The sequence below is a fragment of the Pseudomonas synxantha genome (assembly GCF_900105675.1).
Taxonomy (GTDB): Bacteria; Pseudomonadota; Gammaproteobacteria; order Pseudomonadales; family Pseudomonadaceae; genus Aquipseudomonas; species Aquipseudomonas synxantha.
In genome coordinates, this window is the sequence record NZ_LT629786.1 from 2,457,087 (window position 1) to 2,478,904 (window position 21,818).

General features: G+C 60.9%; 20 protein-coding genes. 14 read left to right on the plus strand and 6 right to left on the minus strand.

Annotated features, from left to right (window positions below):
* Positions 1-38: 38 nt before the first annotated feature.
* From BLU48_RS11645 to BLU48_RS11680, 8 genes are all read left to right on the plus strand, one after another.
* Entirely contained in the window at positions 39-287 is a 249-nt protein-coding gene (locus BLU48_RS11645; protein WP_057022465.1) for a DUF6124 family protein, read from the plus strand.
* Positions 288-562: 275 nt separating this feature from the next.
* Complete coding sequence (locus BLU48_RS11650; protein ID WP_057022466.1) at positions 563-1,885, plus strand: ABC transporter substrate-binding protein; 1,323 nt, start codon at positions 563-565, stop codon at positions 1,883-1,885.
* A gap of 170 nt (positions 1,886-2,055) precedes the next feature.
* Positions 2,056-2,946, plus strand: coding sequence for a carbohydrate ABC transporter permease (locus BLU48_RS11655; RefSeq protein WP_043051067.1), 891 nt, complete (start codon positions 2,056-2,058; stop codon positions 2,944-2,946).
* 10 nt (positions 2,947-2,956) lie between these two features.
* Positions 2,957-3,787 (plus strand): carbohydrate ABC transporter permease, encoded by an 831-nt coding sequence (locus tag BLU48_RS11660; RefSeq protein ID WP_005788583.1) that lies wholly within the window; start codon positions 2,957-2,959, stop codon positions 3,785-3,787.
* Positions 3,788-3,809: 22 nt separating this feature from the next.
* Positions 3,810-4,913, plus strand: a complete 1,104-nt coding sequence (locus BLU48_RS11665; protein WP_057022467.1) for an ABC transporter ATP-binding protein — start codon at positions 3,810-3,812, stop codon at positions 4,911-4,913.
* 16 nt (positions 4,914-4,929) lie between these two features.
* Positions 4,930-6,411 (plus strand): mannitol dehydrogenase family protein, encoded by a 1,482-nt coding sequence (locus tag BLU48_RS11670; RefSeq protein ID WP_057022468.1) that lies wholly within the window; start codon positions 4,930-4,932, stop codon positions 6,409-6,411.
* A gap of 139 nt (positions 6,412-6,550) precedes the next feature.
* Positions 6,551-8,032 carry a xylulokinase gene (xylB, locus tag BLU48_RS11675; RefSeq protein WP_057022469.1) on the plus strand — a complete coding sequence of 494 codons (1,482 nt, stop codon included), beginning with the start codon at positions 6,551-6,553 and terminating at the stop codon, positions 8,030-8,032.
* 12 nt (positions 8,033-8,044) lie between these two features.
* A complete protein-coding gene (locus tag BLU48_RS11680) occupies positions 8,045-8,983 on the plus strand; it encodes a carbohydrate kinase family protein (protein WP_057022470.1) in 939 nt (312 codons plus the stop codon).
* Positions 8,984-9,044: 61 nt separating this feature from the next.
* On the opposite strand, the gene BLU48_RS11685 is transcribed toward BLU48_RS11680, so the two are convergent.
* Complete coding sequence (locus BLU48_RS11685; protein WP_046067938.1) at positions 9,045-9,320, minus strand: DUF1652 domain-containing protein; 276 nt, start codon at positions 9,318-9,320, stop codon at positions 9,045-9,047.
* Positions 9,321-9,691: 371 nt separating this feature from the next.
* On the opposite strand from BLU48_RS11685, the gene BLU48_RS11690 reads away from it, so the two are divergent.
* Positions 9,692-9,892 carry a ParD-like family protein gene (locus BLU48_RS11690; RefSeq protein WP_003190946.1) on the plus strand — a complete coding sequence of 67 codons (201 nt, stop codon included), beginning with the start codon at positions 9,692-9,694 and terminating at the stop codon, positions 9,890-9,892.
* A complete protein-coding gene (gene map, locus BLU48_RS11695) occupies positions 9,892-10,647 on the plus strand; it encodes a type I methionyl aminopeptidase (RefSeq protein ID WP_057022471.1) in 756 nt (251 codons plus the stop codon). The genes BLU48_RS11690 and map overlap by 1 nt, the downstream gene beginning before the upstream one ends.
* Before the next feature lie 255 nt (positions 10,648-10,902).
* Here map and sfnG read toward each other — a convergent pair whose 3' ends face one another.
* The 5 genes from sfnG to BLU48_RS11720 all read right to left on the minus strand — a co-directional run bounded on the left by sfnG (position 10,903) and on the right by BLU48_RS11720 (position 15,896).
* Complete coding sequence (sfnG, locus tag BLU48_RS11700; RefSeq protein WP_057022472.1) at positions 10,903-11,988, minus strand: dimethylsulfone monooxygenase SfnG; 1,086 nt, start codon at positions 11,986-11,988, stop codon at positions 10,903-10,905.
* A gap of 191 nt (positions 11,989-12,179) precedes the next feature.
* On the minus strand, positions 12,180-12,965 hold the full coding sequence (locus BLU48_RS11705; RefSeq protein WP_057022473.1) for a sulfite exporter TauE/SafE family protein: 786 nt from the start codon (positions 12,963-12,965) through the stop codon (positions 12,180-12,182).
* Between the two features lie 91 nt (positions 12,966-13,056).
* Positions 13,057-13,827, minus strand: a complete 771-nt coding sequence (locus tag BLU48_RS11710; protein WP_057022474.1) for a class I SAM-dependent methyltransferase — start codon at positions 13,825-13,827, stop codon at positions 13,057-13,059.
* A gap of 59 nt (positions 13,828-13,886) precedes the next feature.
* Positions 13,887-15,191, minus strand: coding sequence for an ATP-binding protein (locus BLU48_RS11715; protein WP_046067931.1), 1,305 nt, complete (start codon positions 15,189-15,191; stop codon positions 13,887-13,889).
* 3 nt (positions 15,192-15,194) lie between these two features.
* Positions 15,195-15,896 carry a response regulator gene (locus BLU48_RS11720; RefSeq protein WP_043051055.1) on the minus strand — a complete coding sequence of 234 codons (702 nt, stop codon included), beginning with the start codon at positions 15,894-15,896 and terminating at the stop codon, positions 15,195-15,197.
* Between the two features lie 290 nt (positions 15,897-16,186).
* Here BLU48_RS11720 and BLU48_RS11725 point away from each other — a divergent pair, with 290 nt between their 5' ends.
* From BLU48_RS11725 to BLU48_RS11740, 4 genes are all read left to right on the plus strand, one after another.
* Complete coding sequence (locus BLU48_RS11725) at positions 16,187-17,329, plus strand: efflux RND transporter periplasmic adaptor subunit (RefSeq protein WP_057022475.1); 1,143 nt, start codon at positions 16,187-16,189, stop codon at positions 17,327-17,329.
* Positions 17,330-17,335: 6 nt separating this feature from the next.
* Positions 17,336-20,425 (plus strand): efflux RND transporter permease subunit, encoded by a 3,090-nt coding sequence (locus BLU48_RS11730; RefSeq protein ID WP_057022476.1) that lies wholly within the window; start codon positions 17,336-17,338, stop codon positions 20,423-20,425.
* Between the two features lie 140 nt (positions 20,426-20,565).
* Positions 20,566-21,009 (plus strand): hypothetical protein, encoded by a 444-nt coding sequence (locus BLU48_RS11735; RefSeq protein ID WP_057022477.1) that lies wholly within the window; start codon positions 20,566-20,568, stop codon positions 21,007-21,009.
* A gap of 103 nt (positions 21,010-21,112) precedes the next feature.
* Entirely contained in the window at positions 21,113-21,754 is a 642-nt protein-coding gene (locus tag BLU48_RS11740; RefSeq protein WP_057022478.1) for a DUF1345 domain-containing protein, read from the plus strand.
* Positions 21,755-21,818: the final 64 nt, after the last annotated feature.

The window sequence follows — 21,818 nt, forward strand, 5'->3', positions numbered from 1 at the left end:
CGATCAGTGGTAGCTCCACTTAAATCAGGAGTTTCACCATGATCAAACCCACCCCAAATCCCCCAATCGATCCAGCACCCAGCGTGCTATTCACCGTGAAAGACGGTATCTCCACTCAAGACCTACTGGTCAACCTCAGCGAATCACTCGCCTCCGCCCACGCCTTGACCTGCGATTTTGCCTTTGATCTCGACGGCTCGCGGCGAGAAGGCGCGCTGGGTATTGCCCAGTTGATCGAGGTGTCTCGATTGCTGGCTGAGCGGGTACTGGCTGATATCGAGCATTAAACCCAGCACTGATCGTTCCCACGCTCAGCGTGGGCATGCATACCGTGACGCTCTGCGTCACCAGGGACGCAGAGCGTCCCGGGCGGCGTTACCACGCGGAGCGTGGGAACGATCATGTCGAGTGCAAAAAAGTATCAGTCCCAGTGTTCCCAAGGATTTGTCACAGGCGCATTTGAAGGCTGTAATCAACGCACACTCTTCCTGGCTACCTGTAGGAAGACACAACAACAATAACTGTCCTTCCGTAGCCCCTGGGCGCGGAAATGGAGTGCGCGATGAAGTTCACAGCAAAAGTACTGCTTGCCTCGACCTGCATGACAGCATGCATGACCCTCAGCGCCGTCAGCTTTGGCGCGCAAACCCTGACCATTGCCACCGTCAATAACAGCGACATGATCCGCATGCAGAAGCTCTCGAAAACCTTCGAGGCCGAGCATCCGGAGATCAAGTTGAACTGGGTGGTGCTCGAAGAAAACGTACTGCGCCAACGCCTGACCACTGACATTGCCACCCAGGGCGGGCAGTTCGATGTGTTGACCATCGGCATGTACGAAGCCGCACTCTGGGGTGCCAAGGGTTGGCTGGAGCCGATGAAGGACCTGCCGGCCTCCTACGACCTCGACGATGTGTTCCCTTCGGTGCGTGACGGTTTGTCGGTCAAGGGCTCGCTATACGCCCTGCCGTTCTACGCTGAAAGCTCGATCACCTATTACCGCACCGACCTGTTCAAGGACGCCGGGCTGAGCATGCCTGAGCACCCGACCTGGACCCAGATCGGCGAATACGCGGCCAAACTCACCGACAAATCCAAAGAGCAATACGGCCTGTGCCTGCGCGGCAAAGCCGGTTGGGGTGAGAATATGGCGCTGATCACCACCCTGGCCAACGGCTACGGTGCGCGCTGGTTCGATGAGAAATGGCAGCCGCAATTCAACGGCCCGGAGTGGAAGGATGCGCTGAACTTCTACGTCGACAACATGAAGAAATCCGGCCCACCGGGTGCTTCCAGCAACGGCTTCAACGAGAACCTGGCGCTGTTCAACAGCGGCAAGTGTGCGATCTGGGTGGATGCCAGCGTGGCGGGCTCGTTTGTTACCGACAAGAGCCAGAGCAAGGTCTCTGAGCATGTCGGTTTCACCTTCGCGCCCCACGAGAAGACCGACAAGGGCACGTCGTGGCTGTACTCCTGGTCCCTGGCGATCCCGACCAGCTCCAAGGCCAAGGATGCCGCCAAGGTGTTCACCACCTGGGCCACGTCCAAGGAATACGGCCAGCTTGTGGCCAAGACCGACGGCATTGCCAATGTGCCGCCAGGTACGCGCAAATCCACCTACAGCGACGAGTACATGCAGGCCGCGCCGTTTGCCAAGGTGACCCTGGAATCGCTGAAAGTGGCCGACCCGACCAAGCCGACCGAGAAGCCCGTGCCGTACATCGGTATCCAACTGGTGACCATTCCGGAGTTCCAGGCGATTGGTACTCAGGTGGGCAAGTTCTTCTCGGGTGCGTTGACCGGTCAGCAAACGGTGGATGCTGCACTGACCGCTGCGCAGACCACCACCGAGCGTGAAATGAAGCGGGCTGGTTACCCCAAGTAATTCCGGCCTTCACCACAGTCAAATGTGGGAGGGGGCTTGCTCCCGATAGCAATCTACCAGTTGATGCATCTGTGACTGATACACCGCTATCGGGGGCAAGTCGAATCGTCGCACCGCCCCTCCCACATTGACCGCACTTCGAACCTTGCTCAGCACTGGCCTTGATTACCATGAATACACCCGCCAAAAACCGCCTGGCCAACCCCGGCTGGTTCCTTGTCAGCCCCTCGGTGGCCTTGTTGCTGCTGTGGATGATCGTGCCCCTGGGCATGACCCTGTACTTTTCGCTGATCCGCTACAACCTGCTCTACCCCGGTGAAAACCAATTCGTGGGGCTGGAGAACTTCACCTACTTCATCACCGATTCGGGCTTCCTGCCCGGCGCCACCAATACGCTGTTGCTGGTGGGCAGCGTATTGCTGATCAGCGTGGTCTTTGGTGTGCTGATCAGTGCCCTGCTGGAGGCCAGTGAATTCCTCGGGCGCGGCATAGTGCGGGTGCTGTTGATTTCGCCGTTCTTCATCATGCCCACCGTCGGGGCGCTGATCTGGAAGAACCTGATTTTCCACCCGGTGTCGGGGATTCTCGCCGCGGTGTGGAAGTTCTTCGGTGCCGAGCCGGTGGACTGGCTGGCGCATTACCCGCTGCTGTCGATCATCATCATTGTCTCGTGGCAATGGCTGCCCTTCGCGATCCTGCTGCTGATGACCGCCATGCAGTCCCTGGACCAGGAACAGAAGGAAGCCGCACGCCTGGACGGTGCCGGCGCCATCGCGATCTTCTGGCACCTGACCCTGCCCCACCTGGCCCGCCCGATTGCCGTGGTGGTGATGATCGAAACCATCTTCCTGCTCTCGGTGTTTGCCGAAATCTTCACCACCACCAACGGTGGCCCGGGCTACGCCTCGACCAACCTCGCCTACCTGATCTACAACCAGGCGCTGGTGCAGTTCGACGTGGGCATGGCCTCGGCCGGCGGCTTGATTGCCGTGGTCATCGCCAATATCGCGGCGATCATCCTGGTGCGGATGATCGGCAAAAACCTGACTGACAAGCCTTGAGGGCCGCGCCATGACACTTCAACAATCCCGCCGCCTGCAAAGCCTGCTGCTCGGTACGTTGGCCTGGGCCATCGCGATCCTGATTTTCTTCCCGATCTTCTGGATGGTGCTGACCAGCTTCAAGACTGAAATCGACGCGTTCGCCACCCCGCCGCAGTTCATCTTCACGCCGACGCTGGAGAACTACCTGCACATCAACGAACGCAGCAACTACTTCGCCTACGCCTGGAACTCGGTAGTGATTTCCTTCAGCGCCACTGCCCTGTGCCTGCTGATCTCGGTGCCGGCCGCCTACTCCATGGCGTTCTACGAAACCCAGCGCACCAAGGGCACGCTGTTGTGGATGCTGTCGACCAAGATGCTGCCACCGGTGGGCGTGCTGATGCCGATCTACCTGCTGGCCAAGAGCTTTGGCCTGCTGGATACGCGCATCGCGCTGATCATCATCTACACCCTGATCAACCTGCCGATTGTGGTGTGGATGGTGTACACCTACTTCAAGGACATCCCCAAGGACATCCTCGAAGCCGCACGCCTGGACGGCGCCACCCTGTGGCAGGAAATGGTCCGCGTGCTGCTGCCGATTGCCAAGGGTGGCCTGGCCTCCACGGTGTTGCTGTCGTTGATCCTGTGCTGGAACGAGGCGTTCTGGTCGCTGAACCTGACCTCGTCGAGCGCCGCGCCGCTGACCGCACTGATCGCCTCCTACTCAAGCCCCGAAGGTTTGTTCTGGGCCAAGTTGTCCGCCGTCTCGACCCTGGCCTGCGCGCCGATCCTGATCTTTGGCTGGATCAGCCAGAAACAGCTGGTGCGCGGCTTGTCCTTTGGCGCCGTCAAATAATAATTCGAAAAGGAGGCCCATCATGGCCAACCTCAAAATCAAGAATCTGCAAAAAGGCTTCGAAGGATTTTCCATCATCAAGGGCATTGACCTGGAAGTGAACGACAAGGAATTCGTGGTGTTCGTCGGGCCATCGGGCTGCGGTAAATCCACCCTGCTGCGGCTGATCGCAGGCCTTGAGGAAGTCAGCGACGGCACCATCGAACTCGATGGCCGCGACATCACCGAAGTGACCCCGGCCAAGCGCGACCTGGCGATGGTGTTCCAAACCTACGCCCTGTACCCGCACATGAGCGTGCGCAAGAACATGTCGTTTGCCCTTGACCTGGCCGGCGTCGACAAGAAGCTGGTGGACAGCAAAGTCAGCGAAGCGGCGCGCATCCTCGAGCTGGGTCCGCTGCTGGAGCGTAAGCCCAAGCAACTGTCCGGCGGCCAGCGCCAGCGCGTGGCGATCGGCCGGGCGATTGTGCGCAACCCGAAGATCTTCCTGTTCGACGAGCCGCTGTCCAACCTCGACGCCGCGCTGCGTGTGCAGATGCGCCTGGAACTGGCGCGTCTGCATAAAGAACTGCAAGCCACCATGATCTACGTGACCCACGACCAGGTTGAAGCCATGACCCTGGCCGACAAGGTGGTGGTGCTCAACAGTGGCCGTATCGAACAGGTCGGCTCGCCGCTGGAGCTGTATCACCAGCCGGCCAACCTGTTTGTGGCCGGGTTTCTCGGCACGCCGAAGATGGGTTTCCTCAAGGGCAAGGTCACCCGCATCGAGACCCAGGGCTGCGAAGTTCAACTGGACGCCGGCACCCTGATCAGCCTGCCGTTGAGCGGCGCCACCTTGAGCGTCGGCAGTGAGGTGACCCTGGGGATCCGTCCGGAGCACCTGGAAATCGCTGCGCCGGGGCAAACCACCCTGACCGTCACCGCCGACGTCGGCGAGCGCCTGGGCAGCGATACCTTCTGCCACGTCATCACTGCCAATGGCGAGCCGCTGACCATGCGCATTCGCGGCGACATGGCCAGCCAGTACGGTGAGACGCTGCAGCTGCACCTGGACCCGGCGCACTGCCATCTGTTCGACACAAACGGTGTAGCCGTGGCCCGCCCACTGCGCGCTGCCGCCTGATCCCGAGTATTTCCCGATGAAACTGAATAAAGCCAACCTCACGCAGCTGGCGCCGGAAGTGAAAACCCCGGCCTACGCGATTGCCGACACCCGCCAGGGTATTGCCCACATCGGCGTCGGCGGCTTCCACCGTGCGCACCAGGCGTATTACACCGATGCCCTGATGAATACCGGAGACGGCCTGGACTGGAGCATTTGCGGCGTCGGCCTGCGTGCCGAAGACCGCAGGGCCCGCGACGATCTGGCCGGCCAGGACTACCTGTTCACCCTGTACGAACTGGGCGATACCGACGACACCGAAGTACGTGTGATCGGCGCCATCAGCGACATGCTGCTCGCCGAAGACGGTGCCCAGGCGCTGATCGATAAACTGGCCGACCCGGCTATCCGCATCGTCTCGCTGACCATCACCGAGGGCGGCTACTGCATCGACGACAGCAACGGCGAGTTCATGGCCCACCTGCCACAGATCCAGCATGACCTGGCGCACCCCACGGCGCCGAAAACCGTGTTCGGTTTCATCTGCGCCGCCCTGACCCAGCGCCGCGCCGCCGGCACTCCGGCGTTCACAGTGATGTCCTGCGATAACCTGCCCCACAACGGCGCCGTCACCCGCAAGGCACTGCTGGCCTTCGCCGCCCTGCATAATGCCGAGCTGCATGACTGGATCAAGGCCAACGTCAGCTTCCCGAATGCCATGGTCGACCGCATCACACCCATGACCAGCACCGCTCACCGCCTGCAATTGCATGACGAACACGGCATCGACGATGCCTGGCCGGTGGTGTGCGAGCCGTTTGTGCAGTGGGTGCTGGAAGACAAGTTTGTCAGCGGCCGCCCGGCCTGGGAAAAGGTCGGCGTGCAATTCACCGATGACGTCACGCCTTACGAAGAGATGAAGATCGGCTTGCTCAACGGCAGCCACCTGGCGCTCACCTACCTGGGGTTTCTCAAGGGTTATCGGTTTGTCCACGAGACCATGAACGACCCGCTGTTCGTGGCGTATATGCGTGCGTACATGGACCTGGACGTCACCCCAAACCTGGCGCCGGTGCCAGGCATCGACCTGACCGCCTACAAGCAGACATTGGTGGAGCGCTTTTCCAACCAGGCGATTGCCGACCAGCTGGAGCGCGTGTGTTCCGATGGCTCGTCGAAGTTTCCCAAGTTCACCGTGCCGACCATCAACCGTTTGATTGCCGGTGGCCGCGAGACCGAACGCGCCGCACTGGTGGTCGCGGCCTGGGCCTTGTATTTGAAGGGCGTGGATGAGAATGGCGTGAGCTACAAGATCCCCGACCCACGGGCCGAATTCTGCCAGGGGCTGGTGACGGATGACGCACTGATCAGTCAGCGCTTGTTGGGCGTGGAGGAGATTTTTGGTACGGCTATTCCCAAGTCGGCGGCGTTTGTGGCAGCGTTTGAGTGGTGCTATGCAAGCCTGCGCGACAAAGGCGTCACCGAAACCCTGCAACAACTCCTGAACAAACCGGATTAAAACTGTGGGAGGGGGCTTGCTCCCGATGAGAGTGTATCAGTAAATGCATCTGTAACTGACTCACCGCCATCGGGAGCAAGCCCCCTCCCACACTTGACCGGGTTACCAATCCAAAAATAATACTGCTGAGCAAATCCTCATGACCCAGCAAAACCTGTTTCTCGGCATCGACTGCGGCACCCAAGGCACCAAGGCCATCGTCCTCGACGCTTCCAGCGGCAAGGTACTGGGCCTGGGCGCCGCCGCGCATACGCTGATCAGCGGCGCCAATGGCCGCCGTGAGCAGCACACCCAGGAATGGCTCGACGCCTTTACCGAAGCCACCCACCGCGCCCTGCAACAGTCCGGCGTGGATGGCCAGGACATCCTCGGCATCGGCGTTTCCGGCCAGCAACATGGCCTGGTGCTGCTGGATGAGCAAGGTGCAGTACTGCGCCCGGCCAAGCTGTGGTGCGACACCGAAACTACCCCCGAGAATGACCGCCTGCTGCACCACCTGGGCGGCGAAAGCGGCTCCCTGGAGCGCTTGGGCGTGGCGATCGCACCGGGCTACACCGTCTCCAAACTGCTCTGGACCCGCGAGCAGCATCCGGATGTCTTCGCACGCATCGCCCATATCCTGTTGCCCCACGATTACCTCAACTACTGGCTCACCGGCCGTGCCTGCGCCGAGTACGGCGACGCTTCCGGCACCGGCTATTTCGATGTGCGCAGCCGCACATGGGATGTGGCGCTGCTCCAGCACATCGACCCCAGCGGTCGCCTTGAAGCCGCCTTGCCACAGTTGATCGAAGCCAACCAAGCAGTGGGCACGATCCTGCCGGCCATCGCCGAACGCCTGGGCATCAACCCCAAGGCCGTGGTGTCCAGCGGCGGCGGCGACAATATGATGGGTGCCATCGGCACCGGCAATATCGCCCCGGGCGTGATCACCATGAGCCTGGGTTCATCGGGCACCGTCTATGCCTTTGCCGATCAGCCCAACGTCAGCCCGCAGGCCTCGGTAGCGACGTTTTGCTCATCGACTGGTGGCTGGCTGCCGTTGATCTGCACCATGAACCTGACCAATGCCACCGGCGTGATTCGCGAACTGTTCGAGCTGGACCTGAACGCGTTCAACGCCTTGGTCGAGCAAGCGCCGATCGGTGCCGATGGCGTGAGCATGCTGCCGTTCCTCAATGGCGAACGCGTGCCCGCCCTGCCCCACGCCACCGGCAGCCTGCATGGCCTGACCATGACCAACCTGACCCGCGCCAATCTGTGCCGCGCCGTGGTTGAAGGCACCACGTTCGGCCTGCGTTACGGTCTGGACCTGCTGCGCCACACCGGCCTGCAAAGCCAGAGCATCCGCCTGATCGGCGGCGGCTCGAAAAGCCCGGTGTGGCGGCAGATGGTCGCCGATATCATGCACACCGAAGTGGTCTGTACCGAACAAAGCGAGGCCGCTGCCCTGGGCGCGGCGATCCAGGCGGCCTGGTGCCAGAGCGGCGAATCCCTGGCCAGCCTGTGCGAAAAATGCGTGAGCATCGACCCGGCCAGCCGCACCCTGCCAATGTCAGCCAATGTCAGTGCCTATCAACAGGCGTATGAGCGTTATCAACAGCACGTGGCATCCCTTTAAGAGCGAACGACTATGTACCTGGTTTGTGGTGAAGCGCTGTTTGATTTTTTCAGCGAGGAAGATGCCAGTGGGCAGCCGGCCAAGCTCAATTACAAGGCCATTGCCGGTGGCTCGCCATTCAACGTGGCGGTGGGCCTGCGTCGCCTGGGCATCGAGTCGGGATTCTTTGCCGGCGTGTCCACCGATTACCTCGGTCGCCGCTTGCTGCAGGTGCTCAAGGACGAAGGCGTCAGCGAACGCTTCCTGGTGGAATTCGACGCGCCGACCACCCTGGCGATGGTGGCCGTGGGTGCCAATGGTTCGCCGCAGTACAGCTTCCGTGGCGAAGGCTGCGCCGACCGCCAACTGCAAACGGCGCATCTGCCAACCTTGGGTGATGAGGTGCGTGGGCTGCATATCGGGTCGTTTTGCCTGGTGGTGCAGCCGGTTGGCGACACCCTGCTGAACCTGGTCAAGCGCGAGAGCGGCAAGCGCCTGATCAGCCTCGACCCGAATGTGCGCCTTAACCCGCAGCCGGATATCCAGCTGTGGCGCGAGCGCGTGGCGCAACTGGTGCAGCATGCTGACCTGATCAAGGTCAGCGACGAAGATTTGCATCTGCTCTACCCCAGCCAGTCACCGGAAAGCGTAGTACAAGGCTGGCTGCAGCATCGTTGCCAATTGGTGTTTCTCACCCGTGGCGGCGACGGCGCTTCGGTATTCAGTCGCCAGCACGGCAACTGGTCTCAGCCGGCGGTCAAGGTGGTGATGGCCGATACGGTGGGTGCCGGCGATACCTTCCAGGCGGCACTGATTGCCTGGCTGACCGAGCAGCAGCTGGATTCACTGGAGGGTCTGCAGCAGCTGACGCGCACACAAATTGACAGCATGCTCGGCTTTGCGATTCGCGCGGCTGCGTTGACCTGTACCAAGACCGGACCCGACCTGCCGTACCGTCATCAGCTGGGCTGACGCGCATAGCAACGGGCCCGGCGAATGCCAGGCCCTGGGTCAACTTAAATTCAAGCCTTAACTAAAAATAACCGCGCGCTCCTGCTCGACGCAGGGCGGGGGTGTGGGTCTGGGTGTGTTTGAGGTCTTCACGCAAACCGGCGATCAGGTTACAAATGGCTCGACTGCTGTCGAGTTTGTCAGCGTTTATACCTTTGACTTCCAAGTCCACCCGGTCACGGTCACGGTCGTCATACACCTTGATCGTCAACGAAGCATCCTCGGCTTTGGTGCATTCGCACCGTTTAGGCAGAAAACTTCCTTCAATAATGCTGCGAAGTTCAAGTTCCGAAAGCATGGCCAACCTCTCCTTTTTTGAGACTGCCAATCAGTTTCTTATGGGCTTGGCAGGCGCTGGCCTGCCCCGTCTTGCCAACCCTGGCAGACGCCTGTACTCACCAAGCCTACTCGGCAAATCCCGGCGTTGTTGTAACTTTTCCTCATAAGCAACCTACCGTTTAATATGAAGCAGATTGCAGCCTTGAAATAATCGTCGAACCACTTCGATTAAACGTTTAACCCTGCACATCAGGGTAAACAGCAAAGTGAGCCGAAGCTCTTTTCGGCAACATGTAGCAACTATCAGGCGGGTAATCTGGCCCGTGGGGTTTACTTGAAACATACGAAACGTATACGCTTTGTATATCAACCCCCGAACAGTGAAACCTCATGGGCATCGTCAAGATCACCGACCAACTGCACGAACAGCTTCGCCTGGCCAGCGCCGCCATGGATCGCTCCATCAACGCCCAGGCCGAGTTCTGGATCAAGATCGGCCTGCTCGCCGAACTCAACCCGCACCTGCCCTACAACGAGCTGATCAACAAGCTGTTGCTGGACAAGCCCGATCTGATCCGGGGGCGCAGCTGATGGTCAAGACCGCCGCGCAATTGGCCGTGATGCGTGAATCCGGGCGCCTGTTGGCCCAGGTGTTCGACATGCTCGACGGCTTCGTCGCCGCCGGCCGCTCAACCCTGGAACTGGACAGCGCCGTCGAAGCCTTCATCCGCCACGAACTCAAGGCCCGCCCCGCCAGCCTGGGCCAGTACGACTACCCCTTTTCCATCAATACCTCGATCAACGAAGTGGTGTGCCACGGCATGCCCAGCGCCAAGCAGTTCCTCAAGGACGGCGACATCATCAACATCGACATCACCCTGGAAAAAGGCGGTTTTATTGCCGACTCCAGCAAGATGTACATGATCGGTAACGTGGCGCCCAAGGCCAAACGCTTGGTGGAAATGACCTTCGAAGCCATGTGGGCCGGTATCCGCCAGGTCAAGCCTGGCGCGCGCCTGGGTGACATCGGTCATGCGATCCAGAGCCACGCCCAGGCCAACGGCTACAGCGTGGTGCGCGAATACTGCGGCCATGGCATCGGCCGGCAGATGCATGAAGAACCGCAAATCCTGCACTTCGGCCGCCCCGGCACTGGCCTGGAGTTGCGCGAGGGCATGGTGTTTACCATCGAACCGATGCTTAACCAGGGCAGCGCCAAGGTGCGCAGCCTGAAGGACGGCTGGACGGTGGTGACCAAGGACAACAGCCTGTCGGCGCAATGGGAGCATACGGTGGCGGTAACGTCAGATGGGTTTGAGGTGCTGACCCTGCAAACCAACGCTTGAGTCCACCACACCTGCGTGGACACTGGCTTGCCTGCCATAGACAAAGGTCTCTACACAACTTTGAGTATGCCGCTGGACCCTGTGGGAGGGGGCTTGCTCCCGATGAGGGAGTGCAAGTAAATACATCTGGGGCTGACTCACCGCATCGGGGGCAAGCCCCCTCCCACAGATCCAGTGGCGTACCCACGTTGTGTCGATACCCATGCTGCGATAGGCATGGGTATGACAACTCCAGCGCCACGTCGACAAGTGACCTCAGGCCACCCGCTGGACCCCAGCCTCGGCTTCCAATTCGCGCACCAGCGGCAATACACGTGTGCCGAAGTACTCCACCTCTTCCTGAAAGTGCAGGAAGCCTGCGAGCACCAGGTCCACACCCACGGCCTTGAGCGCGACGATACGCTCGGCGACCTGTTGTGGTGTGCCGATCAGGTTGGTCTTGAAGCCGTCGTTGTACTGCACCAGGTCCTCAAAGCTGGACTTGGCCCAGTTGCCCTCACCCTCCGGTGATGCCCTGCCCGCTTGTTTGGCGGCATCCCCAAAGGCGTTGACGGCCTCCGGGTCGGCCTTGTCGATGATTTCTGCCAGCACGGCCCGCGCTTCTTCTTCGGTATCGCGGGCGATCACAAAGGCGTTCACGCCGACCTTGACCGAATGGTGGTTGGCAGCGGCCTTGGCGCGGATATCATCGACCTGGGCCTTGATGCCTTCGGGGGTGTTGCCATTGGTGAAATACCAGTCCGACACCCGCGCCGCCATGTCCCGCGCCGCCCGTGAGCTGCCCCCCTGGAAAACCTCCGGATGGCCCAACGGCTTGGGCTTGAGGGTGTAGTTGTTGAAGCGGTAGAAGTCGCCCTTGAAGGTAAAATCGTCCTGGGTCCAGATGCCTTTCAGGGCGCGGATGAATTCTTCGGAACGACGGTAGCGTTCATCGTGCTCCAGCCAGGGTTCGCCAATGGCCTGGAACTCGCCCTTGAACCAGCCGCTGACGATATTCACCGCAATCCTGCCGTTGGTGAGCTGGTCGATGGTCGCCAATTGCTTGGCCGCCAGCGCCGGTTGCCAGGGACCTGGCAGGATCGCCGCGATCACTTTGAGCGTGGTGGTTGCCGCCAGCAACGCATGGCTGAACGCTACGGACTCGTGCTGGTTTTCGGCGCCGTAACCGGCGGTGAAACGAATCTGCGTCAGGCCATACTCGAAGCCGGCGGCTTCGGCCAGTTGCGCCAGCTTGCGGTTGTAGTCGATGCCCCAATGGGTACGTTGCTCAATTTTGCTCACCACCAGCCCACCGCTGACGTTGGGTACCCAATAGGCAAATTTCACGGCTTGCTGGCTCATCGAACACTACCTCACACAAAGGGATGTAAGGCTGCTGGAGCAGCAAGCGTGCCAGACTCAGGCAAAGGCCCACGCTATGGGTGTTGCAGTAGAAATGCCGACTTGGATCATCCGGCGGCTAATGTCGGGGATCACAGTGATTTGTCGATAGGCTGTTGCTGGAGCAACACTTACTGGGGCAAATGTGCAGCTTAGAACGCCAGCTTGTAGCCCACGGCCATCAACATCACCGCCAGGCACGGGCGCAGCACGCCGTCAGGAATTCGGCCGGTCATATGGCTGCCAAAATAGATCCCCGGCAACGACCCCATCAGCAAAAAGCCCAGCAGGTGCCAATCCATATTGCCCATGCTCGCGTGGCCCAGGCCCGCCACCAGGGTCAGGGGCACGGCGTGGGCAATCTCGGTGCCTACCAGCCGCCGCGTGGCGAGGAACGGGTAGAGGATAAACAGCGCCACCGTGCCCAGGGCGCCGGCGCCGATGGAGGTCAGGGCCACCATGGTGCCAAGGATCGCACCGGTGACCACGGTCAGTGCGTTCAGGTTGCGCGGGCGCATATGGTAGTCGTCGCCGGCATGACGCTGGGCAAAGGCCAACAGGCTTTTCTTGAACAGGATCGCCAGGGCCGTGAGCAGCAACACCACGCCGAGGGCCTGCTTGATCACGGCGTTCATTGCGCTGGGGTCGGTGTGCAGGCTGGCGAGGAACCATAAGGTCAACAACACCGCCGGCACGCTGCCCAAGGTCAGCCAGCCGGTGATGCTCCAATCGATGTTCTTGTTCTTGCCGTGCACCAACACGCCACCGGACTTGGTGATGGCGGCATATAACAAGTCGGTGCCAACCGCAGTGGCCGGGTTGATACCGAACCACAACAGGATCGGCGTCATCAGCGAGCCCCCACCGACACCGGTCATGCCCACGATAAAACCCACGATCAGGCCGGCCACCACGAAACCAAAATTACCTGCATCCATTACAACTACCTGCGGCCTTATAAATTTCTGGCCGCAGGATAGCGATTTTTCTTATAACCACTTATACCAATGTGATCTGACTTTATGCCTTTTAGCTCAGTCGCTCACACAGGTAAGCCTGGGTCTGGTACGGGAAGGCTACGGTATCGCGGCCTTGCAGGGCGGGATGGGTATCGATCAAGGTGCGCAATTGCGCGGTGACCTTGGCTTTTTCCGCAGGGGGCAGCGCCGCGATAAAGCTCACCGACAGGAATCGATCCATAATCACTTCCTGGGGACTGCCCACGTGCTGGTAGGCAAAACAGGTCACTTGCGGAGCGCCAAAGTACTCACCGGTGAAAGCTTCGCGCCAACGCCCGGTGTGAAAGCGCGGGGTGTCGCCCTCATACGGGGTGATGATCTCAGTGATCGCCGCCACCCAGTCCACCGACTCATCGCGCACATTCCACACCAACCCCAGTCGCCCGCCAGGCTTGAGCACACGGTGGATTTCCGCCAGGGCAGCGTGGGTGGAGAACCAGTGAAATGCCTGGGCACACACCAGGGCATCGACGCTGGCGGACGCCAAGGGGATGGACTCGGCGGTGCCGTCGAGCAGGCGGACATCCGGCAATAGCTTGGCCAACTGCGCGCCCATCTCTGCCACTGGCTCGACCGCAATCAGCGTCGGCGCCAGGCTGCTGAGCAAGCGGGTGAACTTGCCAGTGCCGGCGCCGAGGTCGACCACCGTCGATTGTGAATTGATCTGCAGCGCCTCGGCCAGCCAGGCGGTCAGTTGGCGCGGATAGTCCGGTCGGCCTTGGGCGTAAGTGACGGCCTGGGTCGAGAAACCCTGTTGAGCAGACGTGTGAACACCAGTCATTGCCAATCTCTCCTCGGGTAAAGCGGGGCGCACAGTGTGCGCCCTTCCCCGCGGTTTTTCTAATCGGTTCGAGTGGGCAACCACACCCGAAACCGCGCGCCACCCAGGGGCGACGCCAGGGCCGTCAAGGTGCCGCCTTGGGCTTCCAGGGCACGCCGGCTGATCGCCAGGCCCAGGCCGAAACCGCCGGTGGCGCGGTCACGACTGCGATCCAGGCGGTAGAACGGCTCGAAGATGCGCTCGCGTTGATCCGCCGGAATGCCGATGCCATCGTCATCCACCCAGATTTCACAGCCGTTGGGGCACACCTTGACGCCCACCTGGATGCGCTTGTCGCAGTAACGCGTAGCGTTGCGCAGCAAATTCTGCAACGCCCGGGCAGTAAGGCGCGGGTCGAGGCTGAAACGCTCAACCGTGCAGTCGAGCACCACATCGATGACGATCTCCGGGTTTTCCAGCTCGTCGTCGACACTGCCCAGCACGCTGTCGATAAACTCGTCCAGCGCCACTTCTACTCGCTCGGGCAATTGCGCCGGGTTTTGCAGGCGACTGTAGGACAGCAATTCCAGCACCAGTTCGTCCAGCTCGCGAATATGCGCCACCAGACTTTGCAAGCGTTCGCGGCTGGCCTCGGGCAAGTCTTCAGAAAGCGCCAGGGCCAGGCCGAAGTCCAGGCGTGTGAGCGGCGTGCGCAGTTCATGGGAGACCGCATTGAGCAAGTCACGCTGCTGGTTGAGCAGGTGCTCGATATCGTCTGCCATGGTATCGAACACAGCCGCCAGGCTGCCGATGCTGGAACTGGGCGGCAGTCGCGTGCGCTCCCCCAGGTGGCCCTTGCCCAACAGTGCGGCAGTGCTTTTCAGGCGTTCCAGGTCACGCCAGTGCGGGCGCAGCCAGACCAGCAGGCACGCCAACAGTGCCGCGCCGATCAGCACGTTCATCGACCAATACAGCAGGTTCATGTCCAGCGGATCCGGCGGCACGGTGAGCTTGACCGCGAACTGCTGGTTGATCGGCGAGCTGATTTCTTCCATCCAGCCCCACTCGCCCAGGCGGATCACCGGCTTGCCTTGCTCCAGCAGCTGTTCTTCCTGGGGTGTGTAGCGGGCGTCCTGGCGCAGCAGCAGCTCGACCTTCAACGGCGCGAAATCCTGGCTCAACTGGTCGGTGACCTGGGACCAGCGCTCCACCGGCGCGCGCTGGTATTGCTTGACCATCAGTTTTTGCAGGCCACGGGACTGCTCGACGTTGTAGTCCATGTAGCGGTGTTCGAACAGCTGGATCACCAGCTTGGGAATCAGGAAGATCGCCGCGCTATAAGTAACGATGGTGATCAGGTAGAGGCGTAGCAGCACACGGAACATGGTTCAGCATTCCCACTCGGAACGGCTGAACAGATAGCCCTTGCCCCACACAGTCTTGATCTTGCGCGCCTCGCCGGCGTGGTCGTCGAACTTGCGGCGCAGCTTGGAGATCGCCACGTCCACCGAGCGATCGGTGCCGTTGAACTCGATACCGCGCAGGCGCTGCAGGATCTGGTCGCGGCTGAGCACTTCGCCGGCATGCCGGGCCAGCACCACCAGCAGGTTGTATTCACCGCTGGACAGCTCCACTGCCTGCTCGCGCCAGGTCACGGTGCGCTCCGACAGGTCGATGCACAGGTTGCCCATGATGATCCGGTCGTTGGCCACCTGGGGTTCGGACAGGCTGCTGCGGCGCAGCAGCGTGCGCACCCGGGCCAGCAGCACACGCGGCTCGCAGGGCTTGGTGACATAGTCGTCGGCGCCCATCTCCAGGCCCAGTACCTGGTCATGGCTGTCGTCGCGGGCGGTCAGCATCAGGATCGGCAGGCCCGCCGAGTCGGCGCGCAACAGGCGGCAGACCTGCAGGCCGTCGAGGCCCGGCAACATCAGGTCGAGGATCACCAGGTCCGGCGGGTTCAGGCGCGCACGTTCGCGCACATGGTCGCCACGGCTGAGCACGCAGACGTGGTAGCCGTTGCGTTCCAGGTAGCTGGCAATCAGCTCGGAGAGTGCGGCGTCGTCTTCGACCAGGAGGATGTTGGGCATGAAGGTGTTTCCAATAAATACTGTTTGCTGGGTGTACAGGGATCCAATGTGGGAGGGGGCTTGCCCCCGATAGCGGTGTGTCAGCTATAGATAAGCTGACTGAAACACTGCAATCGGGGGCAAGCCCCCTCCCACATTGAACCTTCAATAATTGCAGGATTGTGCAAGGATATACGCCCCCTGCCTACTATGGGCCGTACCTTACACTTCTTCACACACGACCTACACAGCTTCACAGCACCACGGCGCAGGTGTCCTTAGGATGCGCCAGTCAATATTGGGATAAGAGCATGTCGAAGAATCTATTTGCGCCGTTTTGCCTGCTGGCCCTCACACTGGCGCTGAGCGCGTGTGGCCAGTCAGCAGACGAGGCGCCACAAATGCCCCTGGCCAAAGTGCGCATTGAAACCCTGCAGGCCAAGCCCCTGTCCATCACCAACGAACTGAGCGGGCGTATCGCCGCGCCACGGATTGCCGAAGTGCGCGCCCGGGTCGCCGGGGTGGTCATGCAGCGGGTGTTCAACGAAGGGCGCGATGTGAAACAGGGCGACGTGCTGTTCCGTATTGACCCCGCGCCGTTCAAGGCTGATCTGGACAGCGCCCAGGCCAACCTGAGCAAGGCCGAGGCCAATGCCTTCCAGGCACGCTTGCAGGAGCAGCGTTACAGCCAGTTGGTCGAAGGCAACGCCATCAGCGGCCAGGAATACGACAACGCCCGTGCTGCCTTGCGCCAGGCCAACGCCGAAATCGCCGCCAACAAGGCCGCCGTCGAGCGTGCCAAGTTGAACCTGGGCTATGCCACCGTGACTGCGCCGATTTCCGGGCGCATCGGCCGCGCCCTGGTCACCGAGGGCGCGCTGGTCGGCCAGAACGAAGCCACGCCGCTGGCGATCATCCAGCAACTGGACCCGATCCACGCTGACCTCACCCAGTCCACCCGAGAGTTGAATGACCTGCGCCGCGCCTTTCGCGCCGGCAGCTTGAAGCAGGTCGGCCAGGACCAGGCCAAGGCCACCCTGATCGAGGATGACGGCGGCCTGTACCCGTTGCCGGGCAAATTGCTGTTCGCCGAGATCAGCGTCGACCCTGGCACCGGGCAGATCACGCTGCGCAGCGAGTTCCCCAACCCGGACCTCGACCTGTTGCCCGGCAGTTTCGTCCGGGTGCGCCTGGAGCAGGCCGTGGACAAGCAAGGCATCAGTGTGCCGCAACGCGCCATCACCCGTGACAGTGCCGGCATCCCGATGGTGCTGCTGCTGGACGCCGAGCAGACCGTCAGCCAGCAACCGGTGGAATTGGGTGCGGTGATCGAGGATCGCTGGATCGTCACCAGCGGCCTCAAGCCCGGCGACCGCATCATCGTCGAGGGCCTGCAACACGCGCGCCCCGGTGAAAAAGTTGAAGTGGACGACAGCCCGCTCGTAAAGGAATAACCCGTCATGCCGCAGTTCTTTATTGACCGCCCGATTTTTGCCTGGGTGGTGGCCCTGTTTATCCTGCTTGCTGGCTTCCTGGCGATCCCGCAGTTGCCGGTAGCCCAGTACCCCAACGTCGCGCCACCGAAGGTGGAAATCTACGCGGTGTACCCAGGTGCTTCGGCCCAGACCCTGGATGAAAGCGTGGTCAGCCTGATCGAGCAGGAGCTCAACGGTGCCGATCACCTGCTGTATTTCGAATCCCAGAGCAGCCTGGGTTCGGCGACGATCACCGCGACCTTCCAGCCGGGCACCGACCCGGAAATGGCCCAGGTGGATGTGCAGAACCGCCTCAAGGTGGTCGAGCCGCGACTGCCGCAAGCCGTGACCCAACAAGGCTTGCAGGTGGAAAAAGTCTCCGCCGGCTTCCTGCTGCTGGTGACCTTGACCTCCAACGACGGCAAGCTTGACGACGTGGCGCTAAGCGATTACCTGGCGCGCAACGTGATGAACGAACTCAAACGCCTGGACGGCGTCGGCAAGGCCCAATTGTATGGCGCCGAACGCGCCATGCGCATCTGGATCGACCCGCAGAAGCTGATCGGTTTCAATCTCACGCCGGCTGACGTCAGCGCCGCGATCAGCGCGCAGAACGCCCAGGTCTCGGCGGGCAGCATCGGTGACTTGCCAGGCACCAATACTCAGGAAATCACCGCGGCGATCCTGGTCAAGGGCCAATTGTCGACCCCTGCGGAGTTCGCCGACATCGTGCTCAAGGCCAACCCCGACGGCTCGACCGTGCGCATCGGTGATGTGGCGCGGGTCGAAGTCGGCAGCCAGGAATACCAGTTCTCTACTCGCCTGAACGGCAAGCCCTCCACCGCCGTCAGCGTGCAATTGTCGCCGGGCGCCAACGCGCTGAGCACCGCTACCCTGGTGCGGGCAAAGATGGACGAACTGTCGCGCTATTTCCCGGCCAATGTGGAATACAAGATCCCCTACGACACCTCGCCGTTCGTCAAGGTCTCGATCACCAAGGTGGTCTACACCTTGCTTGAGGCCATGGCGCTGGTGTTTGCGGTGATGTTCCTGTTCCTGCAGAACGTGCGCTACACCTTGATCCCTACCCTGGTGGTGCCGATTGCGCTGATGGGCACCTTTGCCACCATGCTGTTGCTGGGTTTCTCGATCAACGTACTGACCATGTTCGGCATGGTGCTGGCCATCGGCATCCTGGTGGACGATGCCATCGTGGTGGTGGAAAACGTCGAGCGCATCATGGCCACCGAGGGTCTGTCGCCCAAGGACGCGACGAAAAAAGCCATGGGCCAGATCACCGGGGCCATCATCGGTATCACCCTGGTGCTGGTGGCGGTGTTCCTGCCGATGGCGTTCATGCCAGGTTCCGTGGGGGTGATCTACCAGCAGTTCTCGCTGTCGATGGCCACCTCGATCCTGTTCTCGGCGTTCCTCGCCCTGACCTTGACCCCGGCCCTGTGCGCCACCTTGCTCAAACCGATTGCCAAGGGCGAGCACCACGCCAAGGGCGGTTTCTTCGGCTGGTTCAACAAGCGCTTTGACCAACTCACCAATCGCTATGAAGGTTGGGTGGCGTACGCCCTCAAGCGCAGCGGCCGCTACCTGCTGATCTACCTGGTATTGCTGGTGGGTATGGGGCTGCTGTTCAGCCGCCTGCCCTCCTCGTTCCTGCCAGTGGAAGACCAGGGCTACACCATCACCGATATCCAGTTGCCGCCAGGGGCCAGCAAGAACCGTACGGTGCGGGTTGCCGAGCAGATCGAGGCGCATAACGCCGAGGAGCCGGGGGTGGGTGATACCACCATGATCATGGGCTTCAGTTTCTCCGGCGCCGGGCAGAACGCGGCGCTGGCGTTCACCACGCTCAAAGACTGGTCGGAACGCGGCAGCGATGACTCGGCGGCGTCGATTGCCGACCGCGCCAATATGGCCTTCAGCGAACTCAAGGATGCGATTGCCTATGCAGTCCTGCCACCGCCGGTGGACGGCCTCGGCACCTCCAGCGGGTTCGAGTTCCGCTTACAGGATCGCGGTGGCGTCGGCCATGCCGGGTTGATGGCCGCACGTACCGAATTGCTGGACGCGGCGGCGAAAAGCCCGATCCTGGCCAACGTGCGCGAAAGCGCCCTGGCCGAAGCGCCACAAGTGCAGCTGGAAGTCGACCGCAAGCAGGCCAATGCCCTGGGTGTTTCGTTTGCCGACGTCGGCAATGTGCTCTCCTCGGCAATTGGTTCGGCGTATATCAATGACTTCCCCAACCAGGGCCGCATGCAGCGCGTGGTGGTGCAAGCCGAAGGCGACCAGCGCAGCCAGGTCGCCGACCTGATGAAGATCAACGTGCGCAACAACGCCGGCAAGATGGTGCCGCTGTCGGCCTTTGTCGAAGCCAAGTGGACCCAAGGCCCGACACAGCTGACCCGTTACAACGGCTACCCGGCCATCGCCATCAGCGGTGAAGCGGCGCCGGGGCACAGCACCGGCGAGGCCATGGAGGAAATCCAGCGCCTGGTCAGCCAGTTGCCTGCGGGCCTGGGCCAGGAATGGACCGGCTTGTCCTTGCAGGAACGCCTGTCCGGTTCCCAGGCACCGTTGCTGCTGGTGCTGTCGCTGCTGATCGTGTTCCTATGCCTGGCAGCGCTGTATGAAAGCTGGTCGATACCCACCTCGGTGTTGCTGGTGGTGCCCCTGGGTGTGCTGGGTGCGGTCCTGGCCGTGTCCTTGCGTGGCATGCCTAACGATGTGTTCTTCAAGGTCGGCCTGATCACCATCATCGGCCTGTCGGCGAAGAACGCGATCCTGATCATCGAGTTCGCCAAGGACCTGTATGACCAGGGTGAGGACTTGATCGAAGCCACCTTGAAGGCAGCACGGCTGCGGCTGCGGCCGATCATCATGACCTCGCTGGCGTTTATCCTCGGCGTGGTACCGCTGGCGATTGCCACCGGGGCCAGCTCGGCGAGCCAGCAGGCGATTGGTACGGGGGTGATCGGCGGGATGATCACGGCGACGTTGGCAGTGGTGTTCGTGCCGGTGTTTTTTGTGGTGGTGATGAAGTTGGTGCGCAGGCGTCGATAAGGTATTTATGATCTAAGGAATCAAGCTTTTAGACTGTCAATTCTGACAGTATGCAAGAGATTTCTTCCGCGCTAGATTGAGGGTGAATCAACGTTTCTGCACAACAGAAATATCCCTCGATCCAGTCAAGGAGATTGATCATGCTGGGTAAAAATAAGTTTCGACGCACAACGGGCAAGTACGAAAGCGATACTTCGTTAAACCAATCTTACAAATACAGATCAACCAAGGTCAGCATGAAGACCACTGATATCTATCAGGTAAGGGTAGAGACCGAGGACAGTAACTTCTCCGCAGGCCTCCTGAAGGTTTACTTGCTTCTTAGTGCGGACGCTCCCTCACAGGCTGACGCAGCGCCGGTCGGCGATAACGAATTGTTTCAAGTACTCGTCTGGTATCCAGTAGGGAATGATTTCTATCGACTTGACAGCGCGGACAGTGGCCGCGTCACTTATGACTTTAACAGCAACGAGCAAACGTTCAGCGCAACCATCAGTTTTGAAGTTAAAGGTAATAGCTCCGAACCGGGTTATAGCTTTACCAATGGAGCGGTGGAGGTTAGAGGCATAGACTCTGACTATTAAAATACTGCAAACATTTGGCTTATCAGGCTGCATTTGGCGCTTTCAAGCACGCACGCGTTCGAATAGGCTTGGGCACTCAGTCCCCCGTGTGTTTTGAGTGCCTATGCCCTTCCTCGCCCGCACCCACCCTCGCCTCTCATCCGCCGCCGTATTGGGCCTCGCCGTCGGCCTCCTGGCCCCGGCCGACACCGTCGCGAGCAAAATCCTCATCGGCTGGAACGCCGGGGTCTGGACTTACCTGGTACTGATGCTGTCGCTGACCATTCGCGCCAAGGCCGAGGACGTCAAGCGCATCGCCGAAATCGAAGACGAGAACGCCGGCCTGGTGCTGTTCATGGTATGCATCGCCGCCATCGCCAGTCTGGCGACCATCACCTTCGAATTGGTGGGGAGCAAGGACCTGGCCAGCTCCGAGCGTTTGTTGCATTACGGCTTTACCGGCTTGACGGTGATCGGCTCATGGTTGCTGATCGGGGTGATTTTCAGCGTGCACTACGCCAGGCTCTATTACACCTGGCAGGGCAAGGAGCCGGCACTGCGCTTTGCCGAAGGCTTGCTCACCCCCAATTACTGGGATTTCCTGTATTTCTCTTTTACCATCGGCGTGGCGGTGCAGACCTCGGACGTGGGCGTTGCGACCCGTGGCCTGCGCAAAGTTGTGCTGGGGCAGTCGTTGATCGGGTTTCTATTCAATACCGCCATCCTGGGGTTTTCGATCAACATCGCCGCCGGGCTGTTCGGCTAGGGCTGCACAAACCTTCTAGACGCTCACACAACCGCCGAGCATGAATACGCTTAACTTTTCCATC